The organism is Nostoc sp. ATCC 53789, assembly GCF_009873495.1.
GTDB lineage: Bacteria > Cyanobacteriota > Cyanobacteriia > Cyanobacteriales > Nostocaceae > Nostoc > Nostoc muscorum_A.
In genome coordinates this window covers 2,432,331-2,457,712 of the sequence record NZ_CP046703.1, presented here as the reverse complement: position 1 = coordinate 2,457,712, position 25,382 = coordinate 2,432,331, and the positions used below count along the sequence as shown (strand labels likewise).

Annotated in this window: 20 protein-coding genes and 1 pseudogene; 15 read left to right on the top strand and 6 right to left on the bottom strand. The window is 42.2% G+C overall.

The features are described 5' to 3' along the window. Nucleotides 1-27 precede the first annotated feature (27 nt). Nucleotides 28-456, bottom strand: coding sequence for a methyl-accepting chemotaxis protein (locus GJB62_RS10140; RefSeq protein ID WP_114084092.1), 429 nt, complete (start codon nucleotides 454-456; stop codon nucleotides 28-30). Nucleotides 457-536: 80 nt separating this feature from the next. Between GJB62_RS10140 and GJB62_RS10135 the strand changes: the two genes are divergently transcribed. From GJB62_RS10135 to GJB62_RS10105, 6 genes are all read left to right on the top strand, one after another. Then, nucleotides 537-767, top strand: a complete 231-nt coding sequence (locus tag GJB62_RS10135) for a hypothetical protein (RefSeq protein WP_114084093.1) — start codon at nucleotides 537-539, stop codon at nucleotides 765-767. Nucleotides 768-1,581: 814 nt separating this feature from the next. After that, complete coding sequence (locus GJB62_RS10125; RefSeq protein WP_114084094.1) at nucleotides 1,582-3,348, top strand: SWIM zinc finger family protein; 1,767 nt, start codon at nucleotides 1,582-1,584, stop codon at nucleotides 3,346-3,348. Between the two features lie 127 nt (nucleotides 3,349-3,475). Then, nucleotides 3,476-7,687 carry a DEAD/DEAH box helicase gene (locus GJB62_RS10120; protein ID WP_114084095.1) on the top strand — a complete coding sequence of 1,404 codons (4,212 nt, stop codon included), beginning with the start codon at nucleotides 3,476-3,478 and terminating at the stop codon, nucleotides 7,685-7,687. Nucleotides 7,688-7,868: 181 nt separating this feature from the next. Next, the gene (locus GJB62_RS37415) at nucleotides 7,869-8,303 is read left to right on the top strand and encodes a hypothetical protein (RefSeq protein ID WP_114084096.1); all 435 of its coding nucleotides are present in this window, start codon (nucleotides 7,869-7,871) and stop codon (nucleotides 8,301-8,303) included. Between the two features lie 99 nt (nucleotides 8,304-8,402). Continuing rightward, nucleotides 8,403-11,408, top strand: coding sequence for a tetratricopeptide repeat protein (locus tag GJB62_RS10110; protein WP_159402490.1), 3,006 nt, complete (start codon nucleotides 8,403-8,405; stop codon nucleotides 11,406-11,408). Between the two features lie 53 nt (nucleotides 11,409-11,461). Beyond that, nucleotides 11,462-11,845, top strand: coding sequence for a hypothetical protein (locus GJB62_RS10105; protein WP_245246133.1), 384 nt, complete (start codon nucleotides 11,462-11,464; stop codon nucleotides 11,843-11,845). Between the two features lie 103 nt (nucleotides 11,846-11,948). Here the strand turns inward: GJB62_RS10105 and GJB62_RS10100 are convergent, their stop codons facing one another. Together GJB62_RS10100 and GJB62_RS10095 are read right to left on the bottom strand one after the other, a co-directional pair. After that, on the bottom strand, nucleotides 11,949-12,335 hold the full coding sequence (locus GJB62_RS10100) for a type II toxin-antitoxin system VapC family toxin (protein ID WP_114081257.1): 387 nt from the start codon (nucleotides 12,333-12,335) through the stop codon (nucleotides 11,949-11,951). 2 nt (nucleotides 12,336-12,337) lie between these two features. Next, on the bottom strand, nucleotides 12,338-12,586 hold the full coding sequence (locus GJB62_RS10095; RefSeq protein ID WP_069074142.1) for a type II toxin-antitoxin system Phd/YefM family antitoxin: 249 nt from the start codon (nucleotides 12,584-12,586) through the stop codon (nucleotides 12,338-12,340). A 165-nt stretch (nucleotides 12,587-12,751) separates the two neighbouring features. On the opposite strand from GJB62_RS10095, the gene GJB62_RS10090 reads away from it, so the two are divergent. The 5 genes from GJB62_RS10090 (at nucleotide 12,752) to GJB62_RS10075 (ending at nucleotide 18,287) form a co-directional block, all read left to right on the top strand. Next, the gene (locus GJB62_RS10090) at nucleotides 12,752-12,907 is read left to right on the top strand and encodes a hypothetical protein (protein WP_159402489.1); all 156 of its coding nucleotides are present in this window, start codon (nucleotides 12,752-12,754) and stop codon (nucleotides 12,905-12,907) included. 120 nt (nucleotides 12,908-13,027) lie between these two features. Next, the gene (locus GJB62_RS10085; protein ID WP_114081256.1) at nucleotides 13,028-13,378 is read left to right on the top strand and encodes a hypothetical protein; all 351 of its coding nucleotides are present in this window, start codon (nucleotides 13,028-13,030) and stop codon (nucleotides 13,376-13,378) included. Between the two features lie 442 nt (nucleotides 13,379-13,820). Beyond that, nucleotides 13,821-14,783, top strand: coding sequence for a transposase (locus tag GJB62_RS36955; RefSeq protein WP_209271447.1), 963 nt, complete (start codon nucleotides 13,821-13,823; stop codon nucleotides 14,781-14,783). 674 nt (nucleotides 14,784-15,457) lie between these two features. Further along, entirely contained in the window at nucleotides 15,458-16,810 is a 1,353-nt protein-coding gene (locus GJB62_RS10080; RefSeq protein WP_114080599.1) for a histidine phosphatase family protein, read from the top strand. A gap of 172 nt (nucleotides 16,811-16,982) precedes the next feature. Continuing rightward, nucleotides 16,983-18,287 (top strand): dihydroorotase, encoded by a 1,305-nt coding sequence (locus GJB62_RS10075; RefSeq protein ID WP_114080600.1) that lies wholly within the window; start codon nucleotides 16,983-16,985, stop codon nucleotides 18,285-18,287. 54 nt (nucleotides 18,288-18,341) lie between these two features. Here the strand turns inward: GJB62_RS10075 and GJB62_RS10070 are convergent, their stop codons facing one another. Continuing rightward, on the bottom strand, nucleotides 18,342-18,860 hold the full coding sequence (locus GJB62_RS10070) for a GNAT family N-acetyltransferase (RefSeq protein WP_114080601.1): 519 nt from the start codon (nucleotides 18,858-18,860) through the stop codon (nucleotides 18,342-18,344). A 122-nt stretch (nucleotides 18,861-18,982) separates the two neighbouring features. Between GJB62_RS10070 and GJB62_RS10065 the strand changes: the two genes are divergently transcribed. Further along, a complete protein-coding gene (locus GJB62_RS10065; RefSeq protein WP_245246132.1) occupies nucleotides 18,983-19,519 on the top strand; it encodes a pentapeptide repeat-containing protein in 537 nt (178 codons plus the stop codon). An 89-nt stretch (nucleotides 19,520-19,608) separates the two neighbouring features. Here GJB62_RS10065 and GJB62_RS10060 read toward each other — a convergent pair whose 3' ends face one another. Together GJB62_RS10060 and budA are read right to left on the bottom strand one after the other, a co-directional pair. Further along, nucleotides 19,609-20,010, bottom strand: a complete 402-nt coding sequence (locus GJB62_RS10060) for a VOC family protein (protein WP_114080602.1) — start codon at nucleotides 20,008-20,010, stop codon at nucleotides 19,609-19,611. A gap of 19 nt (nucleotides 20,011-20,029) precedes the next feature. Next, on the bottom strand, nucleotides 20,030-20,869 hold the full coding sequence (gene budA, locus GJB62_RS10055) for an acetolactate decarboxylase (protein WP_245246130.1): 840 nt from the start codon (nucleotides 20,867-20,869) through the stop codon (nucleotides 20,030-20,032). 261 nt (nucleotides 20,870-21,130) lie between these two features. Here budA and GJB62_RS10050 point away from each other — a divergent pair, with 261 nt between their 5' ends. From GJB62_RS10050 to GJB62_RS10040, 3 genes and pseudogenes are all read left to right on the top strand, one after another. Next, nucleotides 21,131-21,952: an SDR family oxidoreductase gene (locus GJB62_RS10050; RefSeq protein ID WP_114080603.1), complete on the top strand. Its 822-nt coding sequence runs from the start codon at nucleotides 21,131-21,133 to the stop codon at nucleotides 21,950-21,952. Between the two features lie 488 nt (nucleotides 21,953-22,440). Next, entirely contained in the window at nucleotides 22,441-23,355 is a 915-nt protein-coding gene (locus tag GJB62_RS10045) for a TauD/TfdA family dioxygenase (RefSeq protein ID WP_114080604.1), read from the top strand. A 507-nt stretch (nucleotides 23,356-23,862) separates the two neighbouring features. After that, nucleotides 23,863-25,262: pseudogene (locus GJB62_RS10040) on the top strand (LLM class flavin-dependent oxidoreductase). Nucleotides 25,263-25,382 lie beyond the last annotated feature (120 nt).

The window sequence follows — 25,382 nt, the reverse complement described above, 5'->3', positions numbered from 1 at the left end:
GCTTCCATACTTTGTACGAGAATGGATTTATTCTGCGATCGCTCCATTCAGTCCATTAAGATATGCAGTTTTAGCATTTTCACTAGCTAATTCTTTTGGAGTCGCCCTTAAGCGTGTTGCTCTGCTTTTACGGATGCGATCGCTTTTACGGACAGCACCCGCCATTTCATATTCACGGCTATCTTTGCCGTATTTAAAAGCAACTCCAATCAGCATTTTCTCAGTTATGTCACTTAAGGCTTTGTCCAATTCTTCCATCTCAGTTCTAGAAGAGTCAATCACGGCTAAAGCAGTATTATAAGCATCTATTTTGCTACGGTACTGCTCAATTAGTTGTGTCATATTTTGCAAGTTGCGAGCATCCCCAAAATCCATACTAGGATCAATTGCTTTAAGTCCAGCCACTCTTAATTCAGCTTTTTCTAAAACGCGGTATGTACGCTTTTGAGCAGGCATAAATGTATCCTTTTTACTGCTTTAGAGCTAGTTTGCCTTACCAAAGCTGTGTTTTAGTTCAGTAAAATCCTCACAGGTTGGTGTCTAATATTGATATAAATATCAGTAATTCTCACAAAAATTATGGTTTTGTTGATGAAACGCATGGGTTTGTTGATGAACAGAACAATTTTGTTGATGAAACGCATGAGTTTGTTGATGAACAGAACAATTTTGTTGATGAAACGCATAGGTTTGTTGATGAACAGAACGATTTTGTTGATGAAACGCATGGGTTTGTTGATGAACAGAATGATTATGTTGATGATTAGGGACTTCCAAATAAAAAAATGTTTTAAAACTGATGAAAAAACTCTCTCTATTTCTCCTCTCTCTGTGTTCTCTGTGTCTCTGTGGTTCGTTTATTTGGATAATTTATTTCTTGGAAGTCCCTTAGATATATGAATCTTTGTAGAGACGTTGCATTGCAACGTCTCTACACAAATTTCGGTTAAGCCCAAAAAATAAAAATGTGTAGCGACTGTCTTAAAAGTCAAGCGATCGCGTAACCCAACATCAATAAGGTGGTAATGTTGGGTTGCGTTTCACTCCACCCAACCTACGTAAATATATCTTTTAAAAAACTCTAGGTTTCAACATAAATTCACCAATGCTAAGTAAGTTGGCACAATAAAACCAAACTATGTAAAGAGAAATGCAGCATTGCTAAGGTTGTAAGCTTCATTTCTTACTGAAGGGCTAGTATCAATTACGACTACTAAATCCACTGAGTCTCTTGCTGTAGCACTGTCGATTTTGCAAGGGCGCACAGTGGAAATAATTTGTTGTATTTGACTCATATCTTTGATATACACTGTGATTAGGTGATGCTGATTCCTGTTATTTTGTCACAGACTAAGAACAAATTTTGCCTCTGATTTTTTTAGAATTAGCCCTTTCAATGTGTAAAAAATAGCAGATTCCGTAAGGTTGCAGGTGTGGCTATGCTATTGGAGTGAGAAATACTTTGCAGCACGAAAATCAAAATAGTCTTTACTAAGACAACTTGGGATTTAAGTGAGATGCAGACACAAGAGAAAATAAAGGCAGTTTAAACGTAAGCTAAAAATAAAATACTTGGGTGCTATGTCGATTCCAGGAATTTCTGAAGCAATAATCCGTCATAACTCTAACGCTTCATCCTATAGTCGTGGTGAAGAATATTACCGCAGGGGCGCGATCGCTGAACTAAAAAAACGCGGTAATCTAATTCAAGCAGAGGTAGAAGGCGGCGAAATTACACCATATCAAGTCAGTATTCGTTTTGATGCAGGTGGAATTACCTCAGCTTGTTGTACCTGTCCTTATGATTATGATGGTTGGTGCAAACATATTGTTGCCACCTTATTAAGCTGTTCGCGTCAATCAGAGATCATTGAAGAACGTCCAACGCTAGAACAATTATTAAATCGCCTCGATCTTCTTCAAACTCAGCGATTATTACAAGAACTGGTGGAAAATAGACCAGAAATAATTGATGATATTGATGAATTTGTAAGTTTGATAGACTTACCAAAACCAAAAACAAAACAGCCTTCTACCCGCCAAAGCAAAATTGACACGTCACCTTTTCGCTCTCATGTCAAGCGGATTTTGCGGGATGGATTGAAAGAATTAGAGTATGGTTCAGAAGAAGACCCATTTACAGATGATTTGCTGGCTGTAATTGAGAAAGCGCGGGAGTTGGCAGAAAATGGAGATGGCAATAATGCGATCGCAATTCTCGAAACTATTACCGAAACTTATGCCCAAGAATGGGACGAGTTGCTAGATTATGGTGGAGACAGTTATTCCATCGCAGAACCTCTTGATAGCGCGTGGACAGAAGCAATTTTGTGTGCAGAAATGTCTACAGGAGAAATAGTAGATTTGCAGTTGATGTTGGAATCATGGCAAGACGAAATCAGTGCAGACTTTAGTATGAGTTTAGAAGCATTGCGTCAAGGTTGGGATTATGAACCACTGCAACAAATTATGCAAGGATATGATACCGCAGAACTTTGGGAAAATGAACGACCAAGCTTTGCTGATGATTTAGCATTGATTCGCTTGCAAATTCTTGAACGTCAAAATCGTTATACAGAGTATTTAAATCTAGCTTTAGTAGAAGAAATGACTCTGCAATACCTAACGCAATTAGCAGCTTTGGGAAGAGTAGAAGAAGCCATGTCTGCGGCTAAAATCCTGATGGAAAGAGCAGAAGAGGGTTTTGCTCTGGCAAAAATATTGCGGGAAGATGGGTATTTAGTTGAAGCATTGGAAATATGCCAAGCAGGTATCAATTTAACAGGTAACTGTTTATATGAATTTGCTACTTGGACAAGTGATTTAGCCCAAGGATTAGAAGATAATGCTACTGCCTTAACTGCCAGCATCATTGCTTTTAAAATCAGACCATCGTTTCGAGACTATGGTAAGATTCAAGACTATGCAGGAGAAACTTGGTTGACGATCAAACAAGATTTACTGCAAACACTACGAGATCAGCCAAATTGGGGAATAAAAGAAGCTCAAGTCGATATTTTCCTCCATGAAGGATTAATTGATGATGCAATTAGAACAGTAGAAAGAGATATTTATTATGCTTCAGAATTGGTTCATCGAGTCATGGATGCAGCAGTTTCCCATCGTCCAGATTGGGTAATTGATAACGCTCGCAGACGGGCAGAACCAATTATGGAACAAGGAAAAGCTGACCGTTATGACGCTGCGGTTAATTGGCTCAAAAAAGCAAAATCTGCGTATCTTCAACTAGGACAAAAAACTGAATGGTCTGCTTATCGCTCACAACTAGAAGCTGCTCATGGACGTAAACGTAAATTAATGGAATTATTTAAACAACTGAATCAATAGTAGTCTGTCAAGCTAACTTTGACGGGTGAGACACTTCTTAAAATCTCTTTTTTCTCTGACTCTGTGCCCTCTGCGCCTCTGTGGTTCGTTCCTTTACTCTTCAAACTTCACTTAGCAGACCAATAGTATGATTAATTTAGCAACTGATACCACAAAATTGCAAACACAACTTGCGGATAAATACTTCAAATTACATCCTTCCATACAAAAAATCATCCAATTATTTTCGTTGGTTTATGCACCGATAGACAAAAATTCATTCGTAAGTTGTCTTAGTAAAATTGACGCTTTAGATGAAAACAATAAACCTTGGGTTACTAAAACCCTCAGTTTCCAAATTGATAAATTGTTAAAAGCAGGCTTGTTAATACAGGAAAGCAGGCAAGGTGCTGAATGTCATCCGTTACTTACAGAAATTGCTACTCGTCATGCTGTACAAACCGGACAGTTTGAAATCCTCGTCACAGTAGTAGAGGAAAAGCTACCCATACATACTCACTGGAACAGGGATTATCGGATTTTCTCCAGTCTGCGCCAGTGTATCAGAGAAATCCGCATTGGTATTTATCGCCAAGACCTTAGTTTTATTAATCAGCAAATTGAAGCTTATCAGAAGTACAGTGATAGCGAAGAAAAAATAGTAATAGAAAATATCTTTGAGCAGATATACAATAATCCATTTGATGCAGATTGGTTTAACACCCTACCACAAGGATTATATGAAAGTGGTATATCCAGTATCCTCTTCAATTCAGCCTTAAAATTATCTGCTTCGGAAGATGCGTTGATGCTGCTAGAAGAAGAATGTTCTACACCTGGAAAACATTGCTCAGATTATCTACATCTGATTTTGACAGAACAACTGTTGTTACAGGGTTGTACCCAAGAAGCACAAGAAAGTCTAGAGCGAATATCAAATGAATATCAAAATAACGCTGCGATCTTTCGGGGTTGGTTAAGTTTTCTGCGGGGTGATAATGAACAAGCCATCAAATATTATAAAGATGCCCTGAAAGCCATCAAAAAGGCTACAGGCAAACGCCAAATATATTTCAATACAATTGGGGGCTTATTTTTCATCCTCGTACTTTTAAAAGATGGTTCAGCGCAAAGCCTCAAAGAAGCAGAAGAGTATAGCAGTTTGATGTCCCGTCAATCAGATCATTGGCTCAGGTTCACTTATGGCAGACTGAAAATGGTACTGCAAGTCCACCAAGGTGATATTACTCAAAAACAATTTGTAGTCAGTGGTCATATTTCTTCCGTGGAAGAAGAAAATAGCTTACAAACCTTGTTTTGCTCGCTATGCCTTTACTGGATGGATGCTGAGAGTGCTAAAAAACGCTTACCTAATTTACTAGAACCATTGTATCGGCGATCGCTCACATCCGGTTATCACTGGTTGGCAATGGAAACCGCAGAACTCCTATCCCGACTCAAACCTAGTAGTAACTATAAACAACTTGCAGAGGCACTGCGAGAAGATAGCAATATCCAAACCATCGTAGACTTAATTCGACCCCAAGAAGCTTGGGAAATGTGCCTCAATGCCCTGGCAAATCTCCAAAAAGAACCACAAACACCAGGAAAACCAGAATCGGAACTGCGTTTAGCATGGTTCATAACTTTCTATCCTAGTAGATGTGTCTTACAACCAAAAGAACAAAAAGTTAATGCCAAAGGGGAATGGAGTAAAGGTCGCCCCATTGCCCTCAAGCGTCTAAGTAGTGCCTTATCTGAGTTTGATTACATCACACCCCAAGATATGCGGGTATGTAGTTGTATTGAGGCATATAGTGATGGCTATTACGGCAAAGTTGATTATACCTTCGGTGAAAAAGCCATCTCTGCTTTAATTGGACACCCGTTGGTTTTTTGGGAAGATACACCTACCATCCGTGTAGAAATTGTCAAGGGAGAACCGGAACTACTGGTTAAAAAAGGGAAACAAGATCGTCTCACCTTGGAATTTTCTCCCAAATTACCAGAATCACAGAATATTCTGCATATCAAAGAAACTCCAACCCGCATCAAAGTCATTGAAATTACTGCCGAACACAGACGCATTGCAGAGATTATTGGTATAGATAATAAATTAAATGTGCCTGCGATCGCAGAGAAACAAGTTTTAGCAGCCATTAATGCCGTCTCTGGCATCGTCACTGTACATTCTGACATTGGTGGCGGTTCAGAAGGTGCAGAAGAAGTACCCGCCCAGACTCTACCCCATATTCATCTTTTACCTGCCAATGCCGGCTTGAAAATCAGCCTTTTGTCGCGCCCCTTTGCCCAAGGTGGTCCCTACTACCGTCCTGGAACAGGTGGTGAAACTGTAATTGCCGAGATTGACGGTAAACGTCTCCAAACCAGACGAAATTTGTCTGAAGAAAAGCAACTTGCCAAAGATGCTATAGCCGCCTGCGCCACCTTGACTCGAACTGAAGAACAAGATGGTGAATGGATTATAGACGAACCCGAAGACTGTTTAGAACTGCTGCTAGAACTGCAAGCACAGGGAAATAACGTAGTCATAGAATGGCCACAAGGAGAAAAACTGCGTGTTAGCCACAATGCAGACTTGAAAGACTTTAATTTATCAATTCAACGTCAGCAAGATTGGTTTGCAGCCACTGGGGAGTTGAAATTGAATAACGACTTAGTGCTGGATATGCAGCAACTACTAGAACTATTAGAGAAAACCCCCAGCCGATTTATCCCCCTTGGTGATGGTCAATTTTTGGCTTTAACTCAAGCTTTTCGAAAACGCCTCGACGAATTACGGATGTTTTCAGAAAAACATAGTAAAGGTATTCGTTTTCACCCATTAGCAACATTAGGGTTAGAAGATTTTGTCGATGAGGTAGGTAAGGTAAAAGCAGATAAACACTGGAAAACACATATCCAGCGTCTCCATGAGGTGCAAAACCTCCAGCCGGAACTGCCATCTACCCTTCAAGCAGAACTACGTGACTACCAGATGGAAGGTTTTTGTTGGCTGGCGCGGCTAGCACATTGGGGTGTGGGTGCTTGTTTAGCAGACCAAATGGGACTCGGTAAGACCTTGCAAGCATTGGCGGTCATTCTCAGAAATGCCCATGAAGGGCCAACCCTAATTATTGCCCCCACTTCTGTATGTATGAATTGGGTGAGTGAAGCGCAGAAGTTTGCCCCAACTCTCAATATTATTCAATTTTCTGGTGCTAACCGCCAAAAATTATTGGATGGTTTACAACCTTTAGATATGTTGGTATGCAGCTATGGTTTATTACAGCAGGAAGAAGTAGCGCAAATGCTTGCTCAGATACAGTGGCAAACTATTGTCCTAGATGAAGCCCAGGCAATTAAAAATATGACCACTAAACGTTCTCAAGCAGCCATGAACCTAAAATCTAATTTTAAGTTGCTGACTACTGGGACTCCCATTGAAAATCACCTGGGTGAGTTGTGGAATTTGTTCCGCTTTATTAATCCTGGGTTATTGGGTTCTTTTGAAAGCTTCAATCAACGCTTTGCTACCCCCATTGAAAAATATCAAGATAAACTTGCACGTAATAAACTCAAAAAACTGATTCAACCATTTCTGTTGCGGCGGACAAAAAATCAAGTATTAGAAGAGTTACCATCTCGTACCGAAATTCTCCTTCATGTAGAGTTAAGTCGAGAGGAAAAGGCATTCTATGAAGCATTGCGCCGTCAGGCAATATCTAAACTGACCGAAAGTGATGCAGAAGCAGGAAAGAAACATTTGCAGGTTTTAGCTGAGATTATGAAACTGCGTCGCGCTTGCTGTAATCCTAGTTTAGTGATGCCTGGTACTGAATTACCCAGTTCCAAATTGCAACTTTTTGGTGAGGTGCTAGGTGAACTCCTGGAAAATCGTCATAAAGCGTTAGTGTTTAGTCAGTTTGTTGACCATTTGCACATCATCCGCGATTACCTCGAACAGCAAGGTATTAATTATCAATATCTAGATGGCAGTACTTCAGTGGCAGAGCGCAAAAAACGGGTCGATGCGTTCCAAGCTGGTTCAGGGGATGTCTTTCTGATTAGTCTCAAAGCAGGGGGGACAGGACTTAATCTAACTGCGGCTGATTATGTGATTCATACAGATCCTTGGTGGAATCCCGCAGTGGAAGACCAAGCCTCAGACCGCGCCCATCGCATCGGGCAACAACGCCCGGTGACAATTTATCGCTTGGTAGCAAAGGATACTATCGAAGAAAAAATTGTGCAATTGCATCACCAGAAACGAGATTTGGCAGATAGCCTGCTGGAAGGTACTGAGATGAGTGGCAAGATATCAACGGAAGCTTTGTTACAGTTAATTAGTGAAAGTTAGCTGCAATTGGTTTCAATTCCAAAAAACCTAGATATCAGACGCAATGAATAGAGATGGTAATACTGAACTATGCAAGATATGTAACGCTGAGTTAAATCTGGGTTTTTTAACTTAGCTGCGGAATTTAGAACAAAAGCAGTGTGTTAATAAGTAAATAGGATACACATAGCCAAGGCAGGATATGATACTTGAAACTGCGGCGATCGCAATCGGTTCTGTAATAGCCACCAAAGCTTTAGAAAAAACAACCGAAAAGGTAACAGAAACCTTATTGGATAAGGCTGGCAAGTTTCTCGTCACCCTCAAAAAACAGTCTCCCCATACTGTAGCAGCGATCGAGAAAGCACCAGAACAAGCGATCGATTATGGTAAGGCTCTGCTAGAGGTGGAATCTGCGGCTAAAGCTAATCCGGAAGTGGCAGAAGCAATAAAAGAATTGGCAGAAGCAGCTAAAACTGAACCAAATCCTCAATTTATTCAATCTATACAAGAATTTGCCGATACGCTGAAGTCGCAGCCGCAACAGCCAAATAGTATTAACTATAAAAATTTGGCAAATGAGATAAAGAATGTTTTCCAAGGCAATACATTTAACGCCCCAGTCACCTTTAACTGACTGAAGCCGTCTGACGGGGAACGGACAAAGTTAACTCCCACAAAATCTATCCCTTATCGCGGTTCTGTTCATTTTGTCGGGCGAGAAACGCAACTGACAATGCTGCATGAAGACTTGCAGCACAAAGACTATGTAGCAATAGCGGGAATGGGAGGCGTAGGCAAAACTGAATTAGCCACCCAATACGCTAGACGATATCAACAAGATTATGGCGGGATTACCTGGTTTAACGACAGAGAAACCAATCTCGCCGCCGAAGTTTTAGAGTTTTTTCGGTTGCAGTTTGATTTGGAGATTCCCCAAGAATTAGGAGAAAGATTTTTAAGCCTTGAAGAACAAGTCGCCTGGTGTTGGTCTAGATATCCTAACTCTGAGTTGCCGATTTTAATCGTCTTCGATGACGTAACTGATTTAGACAACCTCCGCCAAGTCGTTCCCAAGGATAACCGCTTCCAAGTTTTAATTACTACTCGACTGCGGCATTTAGACCCGAATTTTATTCAAGAGATTTCCTTAGATGTTCTCTCACCCCAAAAAGAACCAGGCAAAGCCTTAGAACTGTTAAAACGGCTGTTGGGGGAAAAAGATAAGCGAGTTGAAAACCAACCACAAGCCGCAACAAATATATGTGAATGTCTGGAATATTTGCCTTTGGGGATAGAGTTAGTAGGAGCTTATTTGGTACGCGACCCGGACATATCTTTAGATATGATGTTTGGGCGATTGCAAGAACGTAAATTAGCAGAAGAAGCTTTACAAGACCGGAAAACCATTCACCCAACTCAATTGGGGGTCAAAGCCGCCTTTGCTTTAACTTGGGAAGAACTCGACCCACTGGCGCAACAATTAGGAAGATTTTTGAGTTTATTTTCTCCTGCACTGATTCTTTGGGATTTGGTTATTTGGGTGGCAACAGTTGGAGGGGAGGGAGAAAATCAGGAAGAAAGACAGCTAACTTGGTCAGAAGATGAATTAAACCAAGCTAAAAAGCAACTTTACGGGCGTAACTTGCTGCAACTGGTAGAAGAAAGAGAAGGATGTTATAAAATTCATGCCTTAGTGCGGTGGTTTTTGCAAGAGGAGTTAGCAAACTCTGGCGAAACCAAATCGGTTTTAGAAACAATCTTTGCCACCGCCATGATAACCCTTGCCCAAAGCCTTCCCAATTCACCCACTTCTAAGCAGATTGAAAGCATCAGAGATATCGTTCCCCATCTCGAAGACCTGAGTAAACGCATAATTGCAGAGATAAAAGAAGCAAAAGAGGTACAGATAATTTCTTTAGCTTCAGTCCCCAATGATGAACTAATTTGGATATTTGTGGGGATAGGAAGATTTTACAATGGACAAGGATTATATCAATTAGCAGAACCTTGGAGTAGAGAATGCGTAAATGTTTTCCAATCCTTGTTTGCTGGCGACCATCTGGATGTGGCTACTAGCTTGAACAATTTAGCTGGTCTTTACAATAGCCAAGGACGCTACAGCGAAGCCAAACCTCTGTACATTGAAGCTTTGGCAATGAGAAAACGCCTGTTTGCTGGCGACCATTCGGATGTGGCTACTAGCTTGAACAATTTAGCTGGTCTTTACAATAGCCAAGGGCGCTACAGCGAAGCCGAACCTTTGTACGTAGAAGCTTTGGCAATGAGAAAGCGCCTGTTTGCTTGCGACCATCCGGATATGGCTACTATCTTGAACAATTTAGCTTTCCTCTACTATAGCCAAGGGCGCTATAGCGACACCGAACCTTTGTACGTAGAAGCTTTGGCAATGAGAAAGCGCCTGTTTGCTGGCGACCATCCGGATGTGGCTGCTAGCTTGAACAATTTAGCTTTGCTCTACTATAGCCAAGGGCGCTACAGCAAAGCCGAACCTTTGTACGTAGAAGTTTTGGCAATGAGAAAGCGCCTGTTTGCTGGCGACCATCCGGATGTGGCTGCTAGCTTGAACAATTTAGCTGGTCTTTACAATAGCCAAGGGTGCTACAGCGAAGCCGAACCTTTGTACGTAGAAGCTTTGGCAATGAGAAAGCGCCTGTTTGCTGGCGACCATCCGGATATGGCTACTACCTTGAACAATTTAGCTTTCCTCTACTATAGCCAAGGGCGCTATAGCGAAGCCGAACCTTTGTACGTAGAAGCTTTGGCAATGAGAAAGCGCCTGTTTGCTGGCGACCATCCGGATATGGCTGCTAGCTTGAACAATTTAGCTTTGCTCTACTATAGCCAAGGACGCTACAGCGAAGCCGAACCTCTGTACGTAGAAGCTTTGGCAATGACAAAGCGCCTGTTTGCTGGCGACCATCCGGATGTGGCTGCTAGCTTGAACAATTTAGCTGCTCTCTACAATAGCCAAGGGCGCTACAGCGAAGCCGAATCTCTGTACGTAGAAGCTTTGGCAATGAGAAAGCGCCTGTTTGCTGGCGACCATCCGGATGTAGCTGCTAGCTTGAACAATTTAGCTTTGCTCTACAATAGCCAAGAACGCTACAGCGAAGCCGAACCTTTGTACGTAGAAACTTTGGCAATGAGAAAGCGCCTGTTTGCTGGCGACCATCCGGATATGGCTACTACCTTGAACAATTTAGCTTTTCTCTACTATAGCCAAGGACGCTACAGCGAAGCCGAACCTTTGTACGTAGAAGCTTTGGCAATGACAAAGCGCCTGTTTGCTGGCGACCATCCAGATGTGGCTGCTAGCTTGAACAATTTAGCTGCTCTCTACAAAAGGCAAGGACGCTACAGCGAAGCCGAACCTTTGTACGTAGAAGCTTTGGCAATGACAAAGCGCCTGTTTGCTGGCGACCATCCGGATATGGCTGCTAGCCTGAACAATTTAGCTTTCCTCTACTATAGCCAAGAACGCTATAGCAAAGCTGAACCTCTGTACGTAGAAGCTTTGGCAATGTGCCAACGAGTGTTAGGAGTTAATCATCCCACTACAACAACAATTCGAGAAAATCTAGCAATCCTGCAACGCCAGTCTACTCCCCGTGCTATCTGGTTACGTCGATTAGGTCAGTTTGTGCAAATTTTGTTAGCGATATTAATTTTACCTTTTTATCTGTTGTGGCGATTGGCTAAAAAATTAATTCGTAATTAAAAGAGCGAGTCCAGGCGATAGAGTTTGCAATCTAGTAGTTTTGAGCGATTCTTTTGTTTCATCAACTAAGATGCGTAAACGTAGCCCGTCGTAGGCGATCGCCTTTTACAATTGGAGTGTTAATTGTATTTACATCTATAAACTTTCCTCCCCAACTCCAACAAAAGATTGAAAAATGGGCAAGTAGTCAGGGAATTTCGACTGAGCAATTTGTTTTGCAAGCTATTGCAGAAAAAATTAATACGCTGAGTCAACAAGTCACTGAAGAACATACTCAACAAAACTCTGAGATAGCGAATGTACCGCCCCTTAACCAACCAAACATTTATCGAAAACAAGGGATTTTAGTTGTAGAGGCAGAATTACCAGAAAACTTTGATGTTAATGCCTTTATAGATGAGTTGAGAGAAGAACGCATTCAGGATCAAATAGCTTGATGAAGTCCCTGATTAGATACGTAGATGCTTCTTTGGCTTGTCTGTCGTTAAACATCGCTATTTTTTCATCAACCAAGGTGCGATCGTTATTTCTAAGCTTTAATTACCAGATAATCTCGACAGAATACTGTGCAATTTTCTGGTCTATGGTTACAATTGGCAAATTCTCTACTTGACTTTGGGCAATCAGAATCCGGTCAAACGGATCTCGGTGGATGTTTGGCAAATTGGCAACCTGTAGAGTGTGTGTCATTTGAATGTCTAGACTCTCGAAGCGGTTTAGTGCTAGTCGGTTTGGAATATATTCTTCTACAGGTTCAGGTAAAGTTAGCTTACCCGATTTAGTCTTGATGACAATCTCCCAAACACTTGCCACGCTCAGAAATAAAATATTACCTGAATCAGCAATTATACTGCGACTAGTGGAAGATAACTGAGGGTCATCTGTTACCCACCAAATAAATACATGAGTATCCAGTAAAGCTCTCATCGCTAAACTAGATTAGAACTGTCAAAATCATTTAGGATATCTTCTGGTAAAGGCTCGTCAAAATCTGGTGCAATGATAACTTTACCTTTATCCAATCCTGGAATTCGAGGTGAGGCTGTATCTGTGAGAGCTACTAGGCGTGCAACTGGAATACCTTTCTGTGCAATCACCACTTCTTCACCAAGTAATACCTGACTCAGCAATTCAGAAAACTTGGCAGTTACTTCAGAAACATTAACGGTGATACTCATTTGCCTAACTAATTGTTAATTCCTAATATTTCTTAGGATAACACTGGCTATAATTATTTTTACTTCGAGCAATATTAAAACATTGGAGTTGTGCGAATTCTCTATGCAGGGCAAGATATAGAAAGGATTTGAGAGCAGGAATAATATTGATTAGCGATCGCTTGTATGATTGCGTTAGTGGAGCGATTGGTATATTTCAACGAACGTAACTGCGATCGCTGGGAAACGAAATTAGATAATCACACTATCTCAAAGAATAGCAACGTTATAGCTTGGTTAATATTTTGTCTGTTTATTTTACCCGATATAGAGCAGAAATAATTGACGAGCCAAGTATATACGCAATACAATTATTGTAGTAGAACCTAACGATAGAGTTAATTAAAATAATTTGCCCAGAGAATAAAGACAAGCAATATTAAAGATAATTTGGACAAAAAAATGAACGCCAAAATTATTGCTTTGTTGGGAATTACCACAGCTTTTGCAAGCTTAGGAAGCCAGGTGTACGCCCAGTCACCAGCATCAAGCTTAAATTCAGGACAATATAGATTAACTGGTGATTCTCTAGTCGGAATTGATAATAGAACAGCCCAAGATGACTTTGGAAAGTTTTTTGAGCAAACTAATCCATCAACAATCTCTAATAATAATAGAACAGACAAAACTCCAGTCAAAATCCGCTTTAACGAGACATTATCACAGCCAGACACTTCTGTTTTCTTAACACCCGCTCAGTCTGGCAATGACAATGATGGATTGCAAGTACAGTTAGATTTAGGGAGAGAATAATCAGGTATAAAGTTGAGCTTGCCGCGCTAGTAGGTTGGGTGGAGGCTTTGCGTAACCCAACATTCTGATATATTAGGACTTACGCACGAGTTACGGAATAACGTAGACACGAAGTGCCGCAGGCTACCACAGAGGCACAGAGGGCACAGAGAAATCAGAGTTTGAGAGATAATTTGCGTAAGTCCTATATTATGTTGGGTTGCGCTCCGCTTCACCCAACCTTGTATCTTAGAAATAGTAGTAGACCGTCCCAACCTTGGTCATAATAGACCGCTTCGTAGCATGGGTCACTACAACAATCTCTTTGACAGAACTCGAACAGTCGCCGGGGTCAAAGCTTTAAACGCTGATATTTAAAGTATACAGTCCGTATCGGGCAAGGATGAGTTAAATCAAGGGGATGAATTCAAAACAGGGTACAGAAATTAGTTGAGAGTGAAATATGGAAAATATTTCTCAATGGGTAGGCATTGATGTGAGTAAAGCAACTCTCGATGTTTATATCCGTCCAATGGGTAAAGCATTGAAAGTTGCTAATACAGAAGTAGAAATATCTCATCTAGTAGAACAACTCAAATCATTTGATTTAAATCTGATTGTGTTAGAAGCAACAGGAGGATTAGAAACAGAACTTATTATCCAATTGCAGGCAGCACTTTTACCAGTAGCATTAATTAATCCACGCCTTGGAAGAGATTTTGCGAAAGCCACAGGTCGGTTGGCAAAAACTGATGCTATTGATGCACAAATTTTGGCACACTTTGGGGAAGCAATGAAACCCCAGGTGTTAGCAATTGAATCTGAAACAGCGCGTCAACTGGGCGAATTAATTAGTCGCAGAAGACAGTTAGTCGAGATGCAGACTGCTGAGAAAAATCGTCGGGCGCGTGCCCGTGGTAAAGCATTAGCAGATATTGAGGCTCATATTGAATATCTTGAAGAGCGTCTCAAACAGCTCAATCAACAAATTCAGGAATTGACGCAAAATAATCAACAATGGATTGATAAAGTCAATTTACTCAAAACTACTCCTGGTATTGGTCAAGTTATTTCTACTACCCTCGTTTCTGACTTACCAGAACTCGGTCAATTAACTGCCAAACAAATCTCTCGTTTAGTTGGTGTTGCACCGATCAATCATGATAGTGGTCAACACAAAGGTAAGCGGATGATTAATGGTGGTCGTGCCCATGTTCGAGCGACTCTTTATATGGGTGCTGTGGTTGCTATGCGTCATAATCCCGTTATCAAAGCCTTTTATCAGCGCCTTGTCGAACGTGGTAAATCCAAAAAATTGGCCCTAACTGCTTGCGTTCATAAGATGTTAGTCATTTTAAATGCAATGGTTCGAGATAATTTGCCTTGGTGTCTAACTGACAACTTTAAACCAATTGTCAATGTTTAATCACAAGTCAACCTTTTTATACTTTGCTTGATGCCCAGAGCCAGCAATGTACGGCATCCGCATTGATGCTCCCCTATAACTGGGGTAAATTTTTCATGCTGTTTTTGCCTACACGAGAAATCCAGCAACCGAGGAAGATTCGGCGGCGAAGCGGAGTGTCTGGTGCGGGCTTTGACTATCTAGACTACAAGCCATAAGTCTTCTAGCCCGTACCAGACACCGCCGAATCTAGCGCAGCGTTCCTCTGTTGCGTCAATGCTCCAACCCACGTTTTTTTGTTAACGATCGCTTGACTTTTAAGACAGTCGCTACGTTTAATGCACTGGGTTGCGAGATCCCCGGCTTTTTTAAGAAGTGGGGGATCTGAACACCTTAATGACATTAACCACTAGTGGTCTATCGCATTAATTTTGCTAGGTTTGTAGTGAGCGATTTATCGCTCAAATCAAGGACTAAAGTCCTTACTACGAACTTTTATAACCCATCAGAATTAATGACATAGACCACTAGCTTGATTAGGGAAATAATTGAGGGTTTGAAACCCACAGAGGTGGGTTTTGCCTGTATAGTTGCGATTCTTAACTACCCTTTTAACTAAATCCGCTTTCCTGAGTCGGTAATTCTGCAATCATTTTGCAGTAAAATTAATCGTCTAGATACAGGAGGGCTTTGAGATGACTCGTGTCATCATTGTGCGCCACGGTCAAAGTGGTTATAACACCGAGCGGCGTATTCAGGGACGCACTGATGCGTCAACATTAACCGAGAAAGGTCGTAACGATGCCAGTAAAGCTGGCAAAGCCCTCAGCAATATTTCATTTAATGCTATTTACAGCAGTCCTCTGCAACGAGCAAAACACACAGCAGATATTATTCATAGTGAGTTAGCTACTCGTTCCGAACAATCTGCTGTAATTCAAGTTTCTGATTTACTACTAGAAATCGACCTTCCTTTATGGGAAGCACTGCTAACTGCTGAAGTTAAGCAAAAATTTGCCGAAGACTACCGCACTTGGCATCAACGCCCAGACGAACTGCGGATGCTGCTTAATGATGCAGAAGGAACAAGAGAACATTTTCCTGTTCTTGCTTTATACGAACAAGCGCGGCAGTTTTGGCAAGAAACTTTGTCTCAGCATCAAGGCGAAACTATTCTCATAGTGGGACATAACGGCATTAATCGCGCCCTAATCAGCACAGCCTTGGGAATCCCTGCAAGTCGCTACCATTCCATACAGCAATCTAACTGTGGCATCAGCGTACTTAATTTTGCTGGGGGATTGGGCGAACCAGTCCAGCTAGAATCTTTAAATCAGACGCAACATACAGGAGAAACTTTACCCTCATTGCGACCAGATCATCAAGGAGTCAGGTTGTTGCTAGTGCGTCACGGCGAAACCGACTGGAATCGCCAAACCCGGTTTCAAGGACAAATTGATGTCCCCCTCAATGACAACGGTAGACAACAGTCGCAAAAAGCAGGCGAATTTCTCCAAGAGGTAGCGATTGATTTTGCAGTAAGTAGCACAATGCTGCGCCCGAAAGAAACAGCCGAGATTATCTTAAAACAGCATCCTAATGTAAAGTTAGACTTGCAAGATGGTTTAAGAGAAATCAGCCACGGACTCTGGGAAGGAAAATTAGAAACAGAAATAGAACAAGAGTTTCCCGGAGAGTTGCAGCGCTGGCGCTTAGTACCCGCCCAAGTGCAAATGCCTGAAGGGGAAAATTTGCAAGAGGTTTGGGAACGCAGCGTTGCAGCTTGGCAATCAATTGTGGAAGCAGCATTAACTAATCAATTCAAAACTGTATTAGTAGTAGCTCATGACGCTACAAATAAAACTCTACTTTGTCACATTCTGGGTTTATCGCTAGAAAATTTCTGGAATTTCCGCCAGGGTAATGGCGCAGTCAGCGTTATCGACTACCCTTCTGGAATCGATGGTTTACCAGTATTGCAAGCGATGAACATCACTACTCACTTTGGTGGAGGCGTACTAGATAAAACGGCAGCAGGAGCATTGTAAAGAAGTTAGGAGTTAGGAGCGAGGAATTAGAAATAAAGTTAGGAGTTAAAAATTATGAGTGATGAATAAAGTTAAAAATGATGAGCAAGGAACAAATAACTGATAACTCCTAACTCATAACTTATAACTTCTAATTCCTAACTTTATTCTTAACTCTTAACTAAAAAGTTTTATGACTGAACTGCTGCAAAAAGTACGGGTGATTGACCCAGTTTCTGAAATCGACGAACTCTTTGATGTGCTGATTGCTGATGGTTATATCAAAGAAGTGGCTTCGCACATTGCTGATATTCATCCCAATACTCAAATTAGAGATTGTCAGGGATTAGTTCTCGGGCCTGGGTTAGTGGATTTGTATAGCCACTCCGGTGAACCAGGATTTGAAGAACGGGAAACCCTATTATCTTTTTTACACGCTGCTACTGCTGGCGGCTTTACCAGAGTTAGCATCTTACCCGATACATCCCCAGCTATTGATAACCCTGCACTTGTGTCCCAGTTGCAGCAGAAGAGGGCAGAGGGGCAGAGGGGCAGAGGGGTAGAGGAAAATTTGTCTCCCTTGCTCCCCTGCTCCCCTGCTCCCCTGCTTAATATCTGGGGTGCTATCACCCTGGATGTTGCTGGAAACCAAATGACAGAATTAGCAGATTTAGCGTCTGCTGGAGTTGTTGGTTTTAGCGATGGTAAGCCCTTTGAAAATTTGGCGCTGGTGCGGCGAGTGTTAGAGTATCTCCAGCCGTTGGGCAAACCAGTCGCATTTTGGCCGAGCGATCGCCAGTTAACTGCAAATGGTGTAATGAGAGAAGGGCCAGATGCCCTCCGTTTCGGTTTACCCCCAATACCCGCCAGCGCAGAAACTACTGCGATCGCAGCAATGCTTGAATTGGTTGCAGCGATCGGTACACCAGTCCATATCATGCGCGTCTCCACATCTCGCAGCGTGGAATTAATCGCCTCAGCCAAGGCTGCTGGTTTACCCATCACCGCCAGCACCACCTGGATGCACCTTTTACTCGATACAAAAGCAGTTAAGAGTTATCACACTAGCTTGCATTTAGACCCGCCTTTAGGAAATCCGCATGATGTCGCGGCGTTACGTGCAGGGGTACGTGCGGGTGTGATCGATGCGATCGCTATCGATCACACACCCTACAGCTACGAAGAAAAAGTCCAAGCCTTTGCCGAAGCCCCTCCAGGAGCAATTGGTTTAGAATTAGCATTACCTTTGTTGTGGCAATATCTCGTTGAAACTGAGGAATTTACAGCTTTAGAATTATGGCGGGCATTAAGTACCAGTCCAGCAAAATGTTTGGGGCAAGAAGTCAGTGCAATTCTACCTCATCAACCAGCTGAACTTACTTTATTTGACCCCCAGCAAATCTGGAAAGTTGAACGAAAAAGTCTTTATACACTTTCACAAAATACACCTTGGTTAGGACAAGAGTTGAAGGGTCATGTTGTGCAAACCTGGTGTTAATAAATGCAAATTGTTGTGCATTTGTAAAACCAATAATCTGAATTTAATTATCTATCAGCCTTTTCGGTACTGTACTTCCTGGTTAAATTCATCTTGATTAGACTCAATATTTGGAAAAAATGTTGAGCGGACAAATCCCAGATTATGCAATAAAGCAATAGAACGGTGATTCTGGACATTAACGTAAGCGCAAAAATCAATATTTTTGTAGGTTTCAACTAAATAACTAATCATCCAATTCACTGCTTCGCGTGCATAACCTTTTCCCCAGAAATTAGGGAAAAATACATATCCAATGATTGCACCATTATCTACAGTAATTGTTGCTTGAACATATCCAACGTAGCATTTTTCGATAAAAGACCAGACAGCCCAATTCAACCAAATCTCCGTACCATCTGGTGATTGACGACGTGCCAATATCATGTAGCGATCGCGAAGCGATTCAACACTTTGTGGCGGTATATCTTCGATAAAGTTGTATATACTCTCACTCTGTAATCCATCAAAAAGCAGTTCGGCATGATGCGGTTTTAGTGGTTCTAAACAGAGTCGTTGAGAGTATATTTTCATCTTGTGAGCTAACCCAGAACTAACAAGCTAAATTATCATTTTTTAAACTTAAGATAGATTTGCATTACTGCCTGAATTGCTAAATTAAGAATTGATGTAAAGTAGAAGAGGTTGATCGAAAATTGAAGTCTGTAGCTGTAAAGAAAAAAATTAGTCTAACTGCGATCGCTATCTTAGCAGCAGGAGTTGTAATCGGATGTTCTAAACCTGAACAACCACAGGCGGCAGAACCAAATCTAGCCCCCGTTCCAACTACACCTCTACAAACAAATCAGCAAAATTCAGAGAGTGTTCCAACTCCTCCCACCCTTGTAACTGCGACAAGCGATCCAGTTCAACAGCTTTTATCCACCAGAAAATGTCAAGGCTGTAACCTTCGAGGTGCGAACCTAGATAAAGCCGACCTCAACGGAGTCGATCTAAGTAATGCCATCCTAATTGACGCTGACTTAGATGAAACTAATCTGAGTAATGCTAACCTGAGTGGCGCTGATTTAACTGATGCAGACTTAGGAAAGGCAAATTTGACGGGAGCGAACCTCAGCAAAGCTAATTTTACGAAAGCTGATCTAGAAGATGCAAATTTGACCAATGCTAATGTTACCAATGCAATTTTTACAGGAGCAGACTTAGAGCGGGTAATTGGGTTGCGTCGCTAAGATAGTGCGTTGGCGCACGCCGTAGTAGGCATCGCTACTAATTACGCACTACACCCAATTGTGACGGCTAACACCTTTCTCTTTGATTGTTAAACTTCTCTACCGCCTGTGTGTGAAGAAGTCACCGTCAATAAATAGCCATCCGGCCCAGTTAAGTTAAATGAACTGTGGATTCTGCCTGTTTCGATTTCAGAAACAGTCAGTCCCCACTTCTTAAAAGTATCTCTGGTGGCGACAACATCATCTACAATCAGATCAAAAGGTGCATTTATTCCAGGTGCGATCGCGTCTGAACTTGTTCTCAAAACTAAGTGCGTTCCTCCCCTTAATTCCAAAACAGCTAATTGTTCTGATTGGGTAATCAACCGCAGTCCTATCTTGACGAAAAAATCGCTAGCCTCCGGTACATTACTCACATATAATCTTACATGCCCAATCGCCACAGGTGGGCGGGCATCCGTTTGTTTTGCAATAGTTTCTGGTAGTGACATAGTTTTTATTCAAAAATATTTACTTACGTTCAACTCTGTTGATTTCAACAGGTTTGTTATCTTCTAAATCAGCTTGCACAAATTCAGCACTCTTGGGCAAATTTATCTCAACGTTTGATAGAGGATCAATTTCTATTTTAGCATTTTGAAATTGTCCATCTAAGATATGCCCTCCAGTTGTGCGATTTGCAGCGATGAAATGAAAGTGATAGCCATTAACATTTACTCCTTGCATATATTCAGGTGTCCGAAAACCGACTAAAGTGCCATTGATATTCCTTAATTCAAAAATTGATTGTTCTTTTAGTGCTTCAGCTAAAGAACGATAAGGTGGAGTTTGTTTAGGAGGAATTCTAAATTTTAGATAAGGAAAATTACCTTGGATACGAATTGCATAAGGATAATTTTTAGTTGGTAAGCGCTGATCTAAAGATTGCTGCAATTGTTTATAATTCATCCGCCCTTCTAGATTAATTAATGTTTCTGGTTGAAAAAAGGTGACTGTAGCAAAAGGGCTTGTCATTGAATCAGGAATAACAGAAGCAACTCCATCAGCTTTTATCTGGTAAAATTTGCCATCTAATCCAACCATTTCTCCATCCAGAGCATTTACTGTCCCCAAACCAAAATTACCGTGTTTTCTCAACTGCTGAAAATTAGTATCACCGTCAAAAATTCCTACTGCAAGAGCGCTAATTGTTGATGCTTGAAACAGGGTATTTGATGGTGTATGTTGCTGAGTTCTAGCAGGTAAAATAGCAACTAATAATGTAGTAATGGTTAAAATAGTTATCCAGAAATAACGCTTAAGTTTCATTAGATCAAAGATATAAAAGTTTTGAATTTTGAATTTACCCATATTACCTAGCAAAATCTAGAGACAGTTGGAGAGCAGCTAGTCATACAGCCAGGTAAGAGGTGGAGGTTGACAGGGACTAGCTTACAACACAGCAATAGATGTAAGCATTGATGCAACAAATCTTTTTGCCAGGTGCTTGATTATTCTGGCTGTCTGTGATAATTTCCTTCTTACGTTACCAAAATACTGTAAATCTACTGGTTTGCCGTAGTTAACAAAATTCCGTTAATTAATCTAGTTACAGGGATAGGGTAAATTTGTATGAGTTTAGAACTAAAACTATCAGGCAAAACCGCGATTGTTACAGGAGGAAGTGCAGGAATAGGGTTAGCTACTGCCAAAGCCCTTTATAGTGAAGGTGTGAATGTTGCGATGTCTGCGACGGGCTACGCCTACGCAGCCCGCAATCAAGAAAGACTAGAAAATGCAGTAGCTGCCATCCAGTCCCTACCCACGCCAGGGGCGAAAGTTATTGCCATTAGTGCTGATTTAACAAAAGCAGAGGATGTTGAGAAAGTTGTTTCAACCACCTTGTCCCAGTTTGGTCAGATTGATATCTTGATTAATAACGCTGGTTCAGCCCGTGCTGGATCTTTCCTTGAATCCACTGATGATTTATTCTTGGATGCTTGGAACTTAAAATTATTGGGCTACATCCGCTTAGTTAGAGCCGTCGTCCCCCATCAAAAAAGTCGCGGTGATGGACGGATTGTCAATATCGTTGGCGGTGCAGGACGTACACCTCGCCCTAACTTCCTAGCTGGTGGTACAAGCAATGCGGCTCTACTCAATTTTACAAAGGGTATTTCTAAAGAGTTAGCCGAGTACAAGATTCGCATTAATGCCATATCGCCCGGTGCTACAGCTACTGAGCGTGCTGAGACTTTAGCTCGACAAAACGCCCAAGCGCAAGGCATTACCGTCGAGCAAGTTAAGGCACAAAACATCCAAAGTATTCCTTTAAAAAGAATCGCCCAACCAGAAGAAATTGCCGCGTTAGCGTTATTTTTGGTGTCGGATCTAGCTGCATCGATTACAGGAACAGAGATTATCGTTGATGGCGGCTCTACTCCTGGTGTTTAGCAGATGAAAGGAATTAGAAATCAGCAGATTTTTCCTTCAACCCAAATTGAATGACTGCTGACGACCTAAGAGGATGTTTGAAAAGTCCTCTTGTCGGTATCAAAAATTTTAGATCCCCCTAAATCCGCGCCACTTGCTCTACTTGGGGAGACCCCAAGACCGCAGTGGCTCCCCTTCAAAAGGGGGACTTTGATTCCGGTTCCCCCCTTTTTTAAGGGGGGTTAGGGGGGATCTAAAGTGCCTAAAGTTACAGCTAAACACTTTTCAAACAACCTCTTAGTAAAAACATTAGCCCTTTCAAGATGACTTGTAAAAGCTGTTTTTTCTCTCTGCGCCCTCCGCGTCTCTGCGGTTAAAAAATCTTTTCTTTAACCACAGAGGCACAGAGAACACAGAGTTAAGAAGTTAAAGAGGAGTTTCTTGTAGGCAAATTTTCACCCAACTTGAAAAGGCTAGTCCCAAACATAAATTTATTGGAGATAAAAATCATGGGTTCTCAATACTTTGATATCAAACCAGTTGCAGGACGTATCGGTGCTGAAATTATTGGCGTTAATCTGAGTTCTAACCTCAGCGACGATATCATCAGTGATATTCGTAAGACTCTAGTCAAACACAAAGTGATCTTTTTCCGGGATCAGCAACAACTTGATGCTGATGGACAGGTAGCCTTCGCTCGTCGTTTCGGTGAACTTACTACAGCCCACCCCACTGTACCGTCGCTGCCAGAAAACCCCGAAGTCTTAGACCTGAATTATGGCCGCACTACTTCCCGCGCCAATAACTGGCATACCGATGTAACATTTGTAGACCGTCCTCCTCTCGGCTCTATCTTACGAGCGCTTGATATTCCCCCAACTGGTGGCGATACAATCTGGGCAAACTCCGTGACTGCATACCAAGATTTACCTACTCATTTGCGTAATCTGGCAGACGAACTTTGGGCAGTACACAGCAACGCCTACGACTATGCAACTGGATTCGACCTACCTGAAGATGTCAAAGCTCACAGAGCTGTCTTTACCTCGACTGTATACGAGACTCTGCATCCAGTTGTACGCATCCATCCAGAATCTGGAGAGCGGGGACTATTCATCGGCGGATTTGTGCGCCAGTTCCGTGGCTTATCAACAACTGAATCAGATGATATTCTGCGACTGTTACAAGCATACGTAACACGTCCTGAGAACACAGTGCGGTGGCGTTGGCAAGTTGGTGACGTAGCCTTTTGGGATAACCGGGCTACTCAACATTATGCGATCGCAGATTACGGCGATCAGCCCCGCCACGTTCAACGCGTGACAATTGTTGGCGATCTCCCCGTTGGTATCGATGGTAAGCAAAGTGAGGCCATTAAAGGAGATGCCTCTGAGTACAACCGACGTGAGGCGGTGGCTGCGTAATACTTGATACTTGGGCATTGGGCATGGGGCATTGGGAATAGGGGATGAGTCTTTGATACTCGTGAACGAGTCTTTGATACTCGCGCATGAGTCTTTGATACTCGTGGATGAGTCTTTAATACTCGTGGATGAGTCTTTGATACTCGTGGATGAGTCTTTAATACTCGCGGATGAGTCTTTAATACTCGCCAACGAGTCTTTGAACTCCGTTAATGAGTCTTTCAACTCCACTCTCCCTGCTGCCTGTTCCCCACTCCCCTTTGCTGGTTTAACCTTCCATTGACTTTGGATGGAGACTCAAAATAGCGCTTTGTCAAGCTAGTTTTGAGGGTTTGTAATAAGGACTTTAGTCCTTATTTCTAAGTACTAAAGTCCTTACTACGAACTTGCTTATCTATCAATTTAAACATGACAGATTAGTAGATGCCACTGAAATATCTTTCCAAGATTTCCTAATTTATTTACCAGATTTTTTCAAAGTATAAGTACGACTTTGCAAATACAAACATGAGTACAAAAAAACAACTTAAACTCGGAGCCTTTTTACCCGGTAGTGGTCATCACGTCGCAGCATGGCGACATCCCAATACCCCGGCTGATGGAGGTCTAAACTTCCAACATTACAAGCAGCTGGCACAAACGGCTGAACGGGGAAAATTTGATATGCTTTTCCTCGCAGATGGTTTAGCCGTCTGGGATCGAGGGCAAGGGGCTGAGGCTTTTAGCCGTTCGGGACAATTCAGCGTCCACTTTGAACCTTTAACCTTATTGTCGGCTCTGTCTGCGGTGACAGAAAATATCGGATTGGTGGCAACATCATCAACGACTTATGATGAACCTTTTCATCTCGCCCGCAAGTTTGCGTCACTAGATTATCTTAGTGGTGGTCGTGCCGGATGGAATCTTGTAACCTCTGCTGCTGAAGCCGCAGCGCAGAATTTCAGCCAAGAAAACCACCTAGAACACTCGCTGCGCTATGAACGGGCGAAGGAATTTGTGGATGTTGTCATCAAACTTTGGGACAGTTGGGAAGACGATGCTTTTCTCCACGATAAGGAGTCAGGTATTTACTTTGATGCAGAAAAGTTGTTGATGCAGAAAAGTTGCATATTCCCCACCACAAGGGCAAATATTTCTCGGTGCGCGGGCCGCTCAATGTGGCGCGTCCACCACAAGGATATCCAGTAATCGTACAAGCTGGATCTTCCGAGGCTGGACAGGATTTAGCTGCCCAAACAGCAGAGGCGATTTTCACTGCACAACAGACATTAGCAGAAGCTCAAGCCTTCTACACCAGCGTCAAGGGGAGATTGGCTAAATACGGACGTTCCCCTGACCATCTCAAAATTATGCCAGGGGTATTTCCGGTAATTGGTAAGACTGAGCAAGAAGCTAAGGATAAATATGAGCAACTTCAGGAGTTGATCCATCCCTTGGTCGGATTAGGGCTGCTTTCTGGGCTAGTGGGTGGCCATGATTTGTCCAAATATCCCCTAGATGGGCCGCTACCGGATCTGCCAGATACCAATGGTGGTAAAAGCCGCTTACAGCTGATTACCGATCTTGCCCGCAGAGAGAATTTAACAATCCGACAACTGTATTTGTGGATTGCAGGAGCGCGGGGACATCGAACGATTCTCGGAACACCAGAACACATTGCCGATCAGTTAGAAGATTGGTTCGTCAATGGTGGGGCTGATGGATTCAACATCATGCCGCCCTGGCTACCTGGGGGTTTAGAGGAATTCGTAGACTTAGTAATTCCCGAACTGCAACGCCGAGGAATATTTCGTACTGAGTATGAAGGCAGTACCCTGCGCGAAAATCTCGGTTTACCCCGTCCAGTAAACCAGTTCACCGCAAATACGCCTGCTCCTGAACCTGTGAGTGTCGGTTCCTTTGCATAGTTGTTAAGGGGAAAAGGGGAATGGTAAGGGGCTTGCAAGAAAATAAAATACCAGTCATTCTAGAAGAATAGGAGGCGCGGATCTGCCCGCGTTTGCTCTGAATTTCTAGAATTGGAATCA

Coding starts and splice junctions, on each gene's coding strand:
- GJB62_RS10140 (WP_114084092.1), bottom strand. CDS start 456: ATGCCTGCTCAAAAGCGTACATACCGCGTTTTAGAAAAAGCTGAATTA.
- GJB62_RS10125 (WP_114084094.1), top strand. CDS start 1,582: ATGTCGATTCCAGGAATTTCTGAAGCAATAATCCGTCATAACTCTAAC.
- GJB62_RS10120 (WP_114084095.1), top strand. CDS start 3,476: ATGATTAATTTAGCAACTGATACCACAAAATTGCAAACACAACTTGCG.
- GJB62_RS37415 (WP_114084096.1), top strand. CDS start 7,869: ATGATACTTGAAACTGCGGCGATCGCAATCGGTTCTGTAATAGCCACC.
- GJB62_RS10110 (WP_159402490.1), top strand. CDS start 8,403: ATGCTGCATGAAGACTTGCAGCACAAAGACTATGTAGCAATAGCGGGA.
- GJB62_RS10100 (WP_114081257.1), bottom strand. CDS start 12,335: ATGAGAGCTTTACTGGATACTCATGTATTTATTTGGTGGGTAACAGAT.
- GJB62_RS10095 (WP_069074142.1), bottom strand. CDS start 12,586: ATGAGTATCACCGTTAATGTTTCTGAAGTAACTGCCAAGTTTTCTGAA.
- GJB62_RS10090 (WP_159402489.1), top strand. CDS start 12,752: ATGATTGCGTTAGTGGAGCGATTGGTATATTTCAACGAACGTAACTGC.
- GJB62_RS10085 (WP_114081256.1), top strand. CDS start 13,028: ATGAACGCCAAAATTATTGCTTTGTTGGGAATTACCACAGCTTTTGCA.
- GJB62_RS36955 (WP_209271447.1), top strand. CDS start 13,821: ATGGAAAATATTTCTCAATGGGTAGGCATTGATGTGAGTAAAGCAACT.
- GJB62_RS10080 (WP_114080599.1), top strand. CDS start 15,458: ATGACTCGTGTCATCATTGTGCGCCACGGTCAAAGTGGTTATAACACC.
- GJB62_RS10075 (WP_114080600.1), top strand. CDS start 16,983: ATGACTGAACTGCTGCAAAAAGTACGGGTGATTGACCCAGTTTCTGAA.
- GJB62_RS10070 (WP_114080601.1), bottom strand. CDS start 18,860: ATGAAAATATACTCTCAACGACTCTGTTTAGAACCACTAAAACCGCAT.
- GJB62_RS10060 (WP_114080602.1), bottom strand. CDS start 20,010: ATGTCACTACCAGAAACTATTGCAAAACAAACGGATGCCCGCCCACCT.
- budA (WP_245246130.1), bottom strand. CDS start 20,869: ATGGGTAAATTCAAAATTCAAAACTTTTATATCTTTGATCTAATGAAA.
- GJB62_RS10050 (WP_114080603.1), top strand. CDS start 21,131: ATGAGTTTAGAACTAAAACTATCAGGCAAAACCGCGATTGTTACAGGA.
- GJB62_RS10045 (WP_114080604.1), top strand. CDS start 22,441: ATGGGTTCTCAATACTTTGATATCAAACCAGTTGCAGGACGTATCGGT.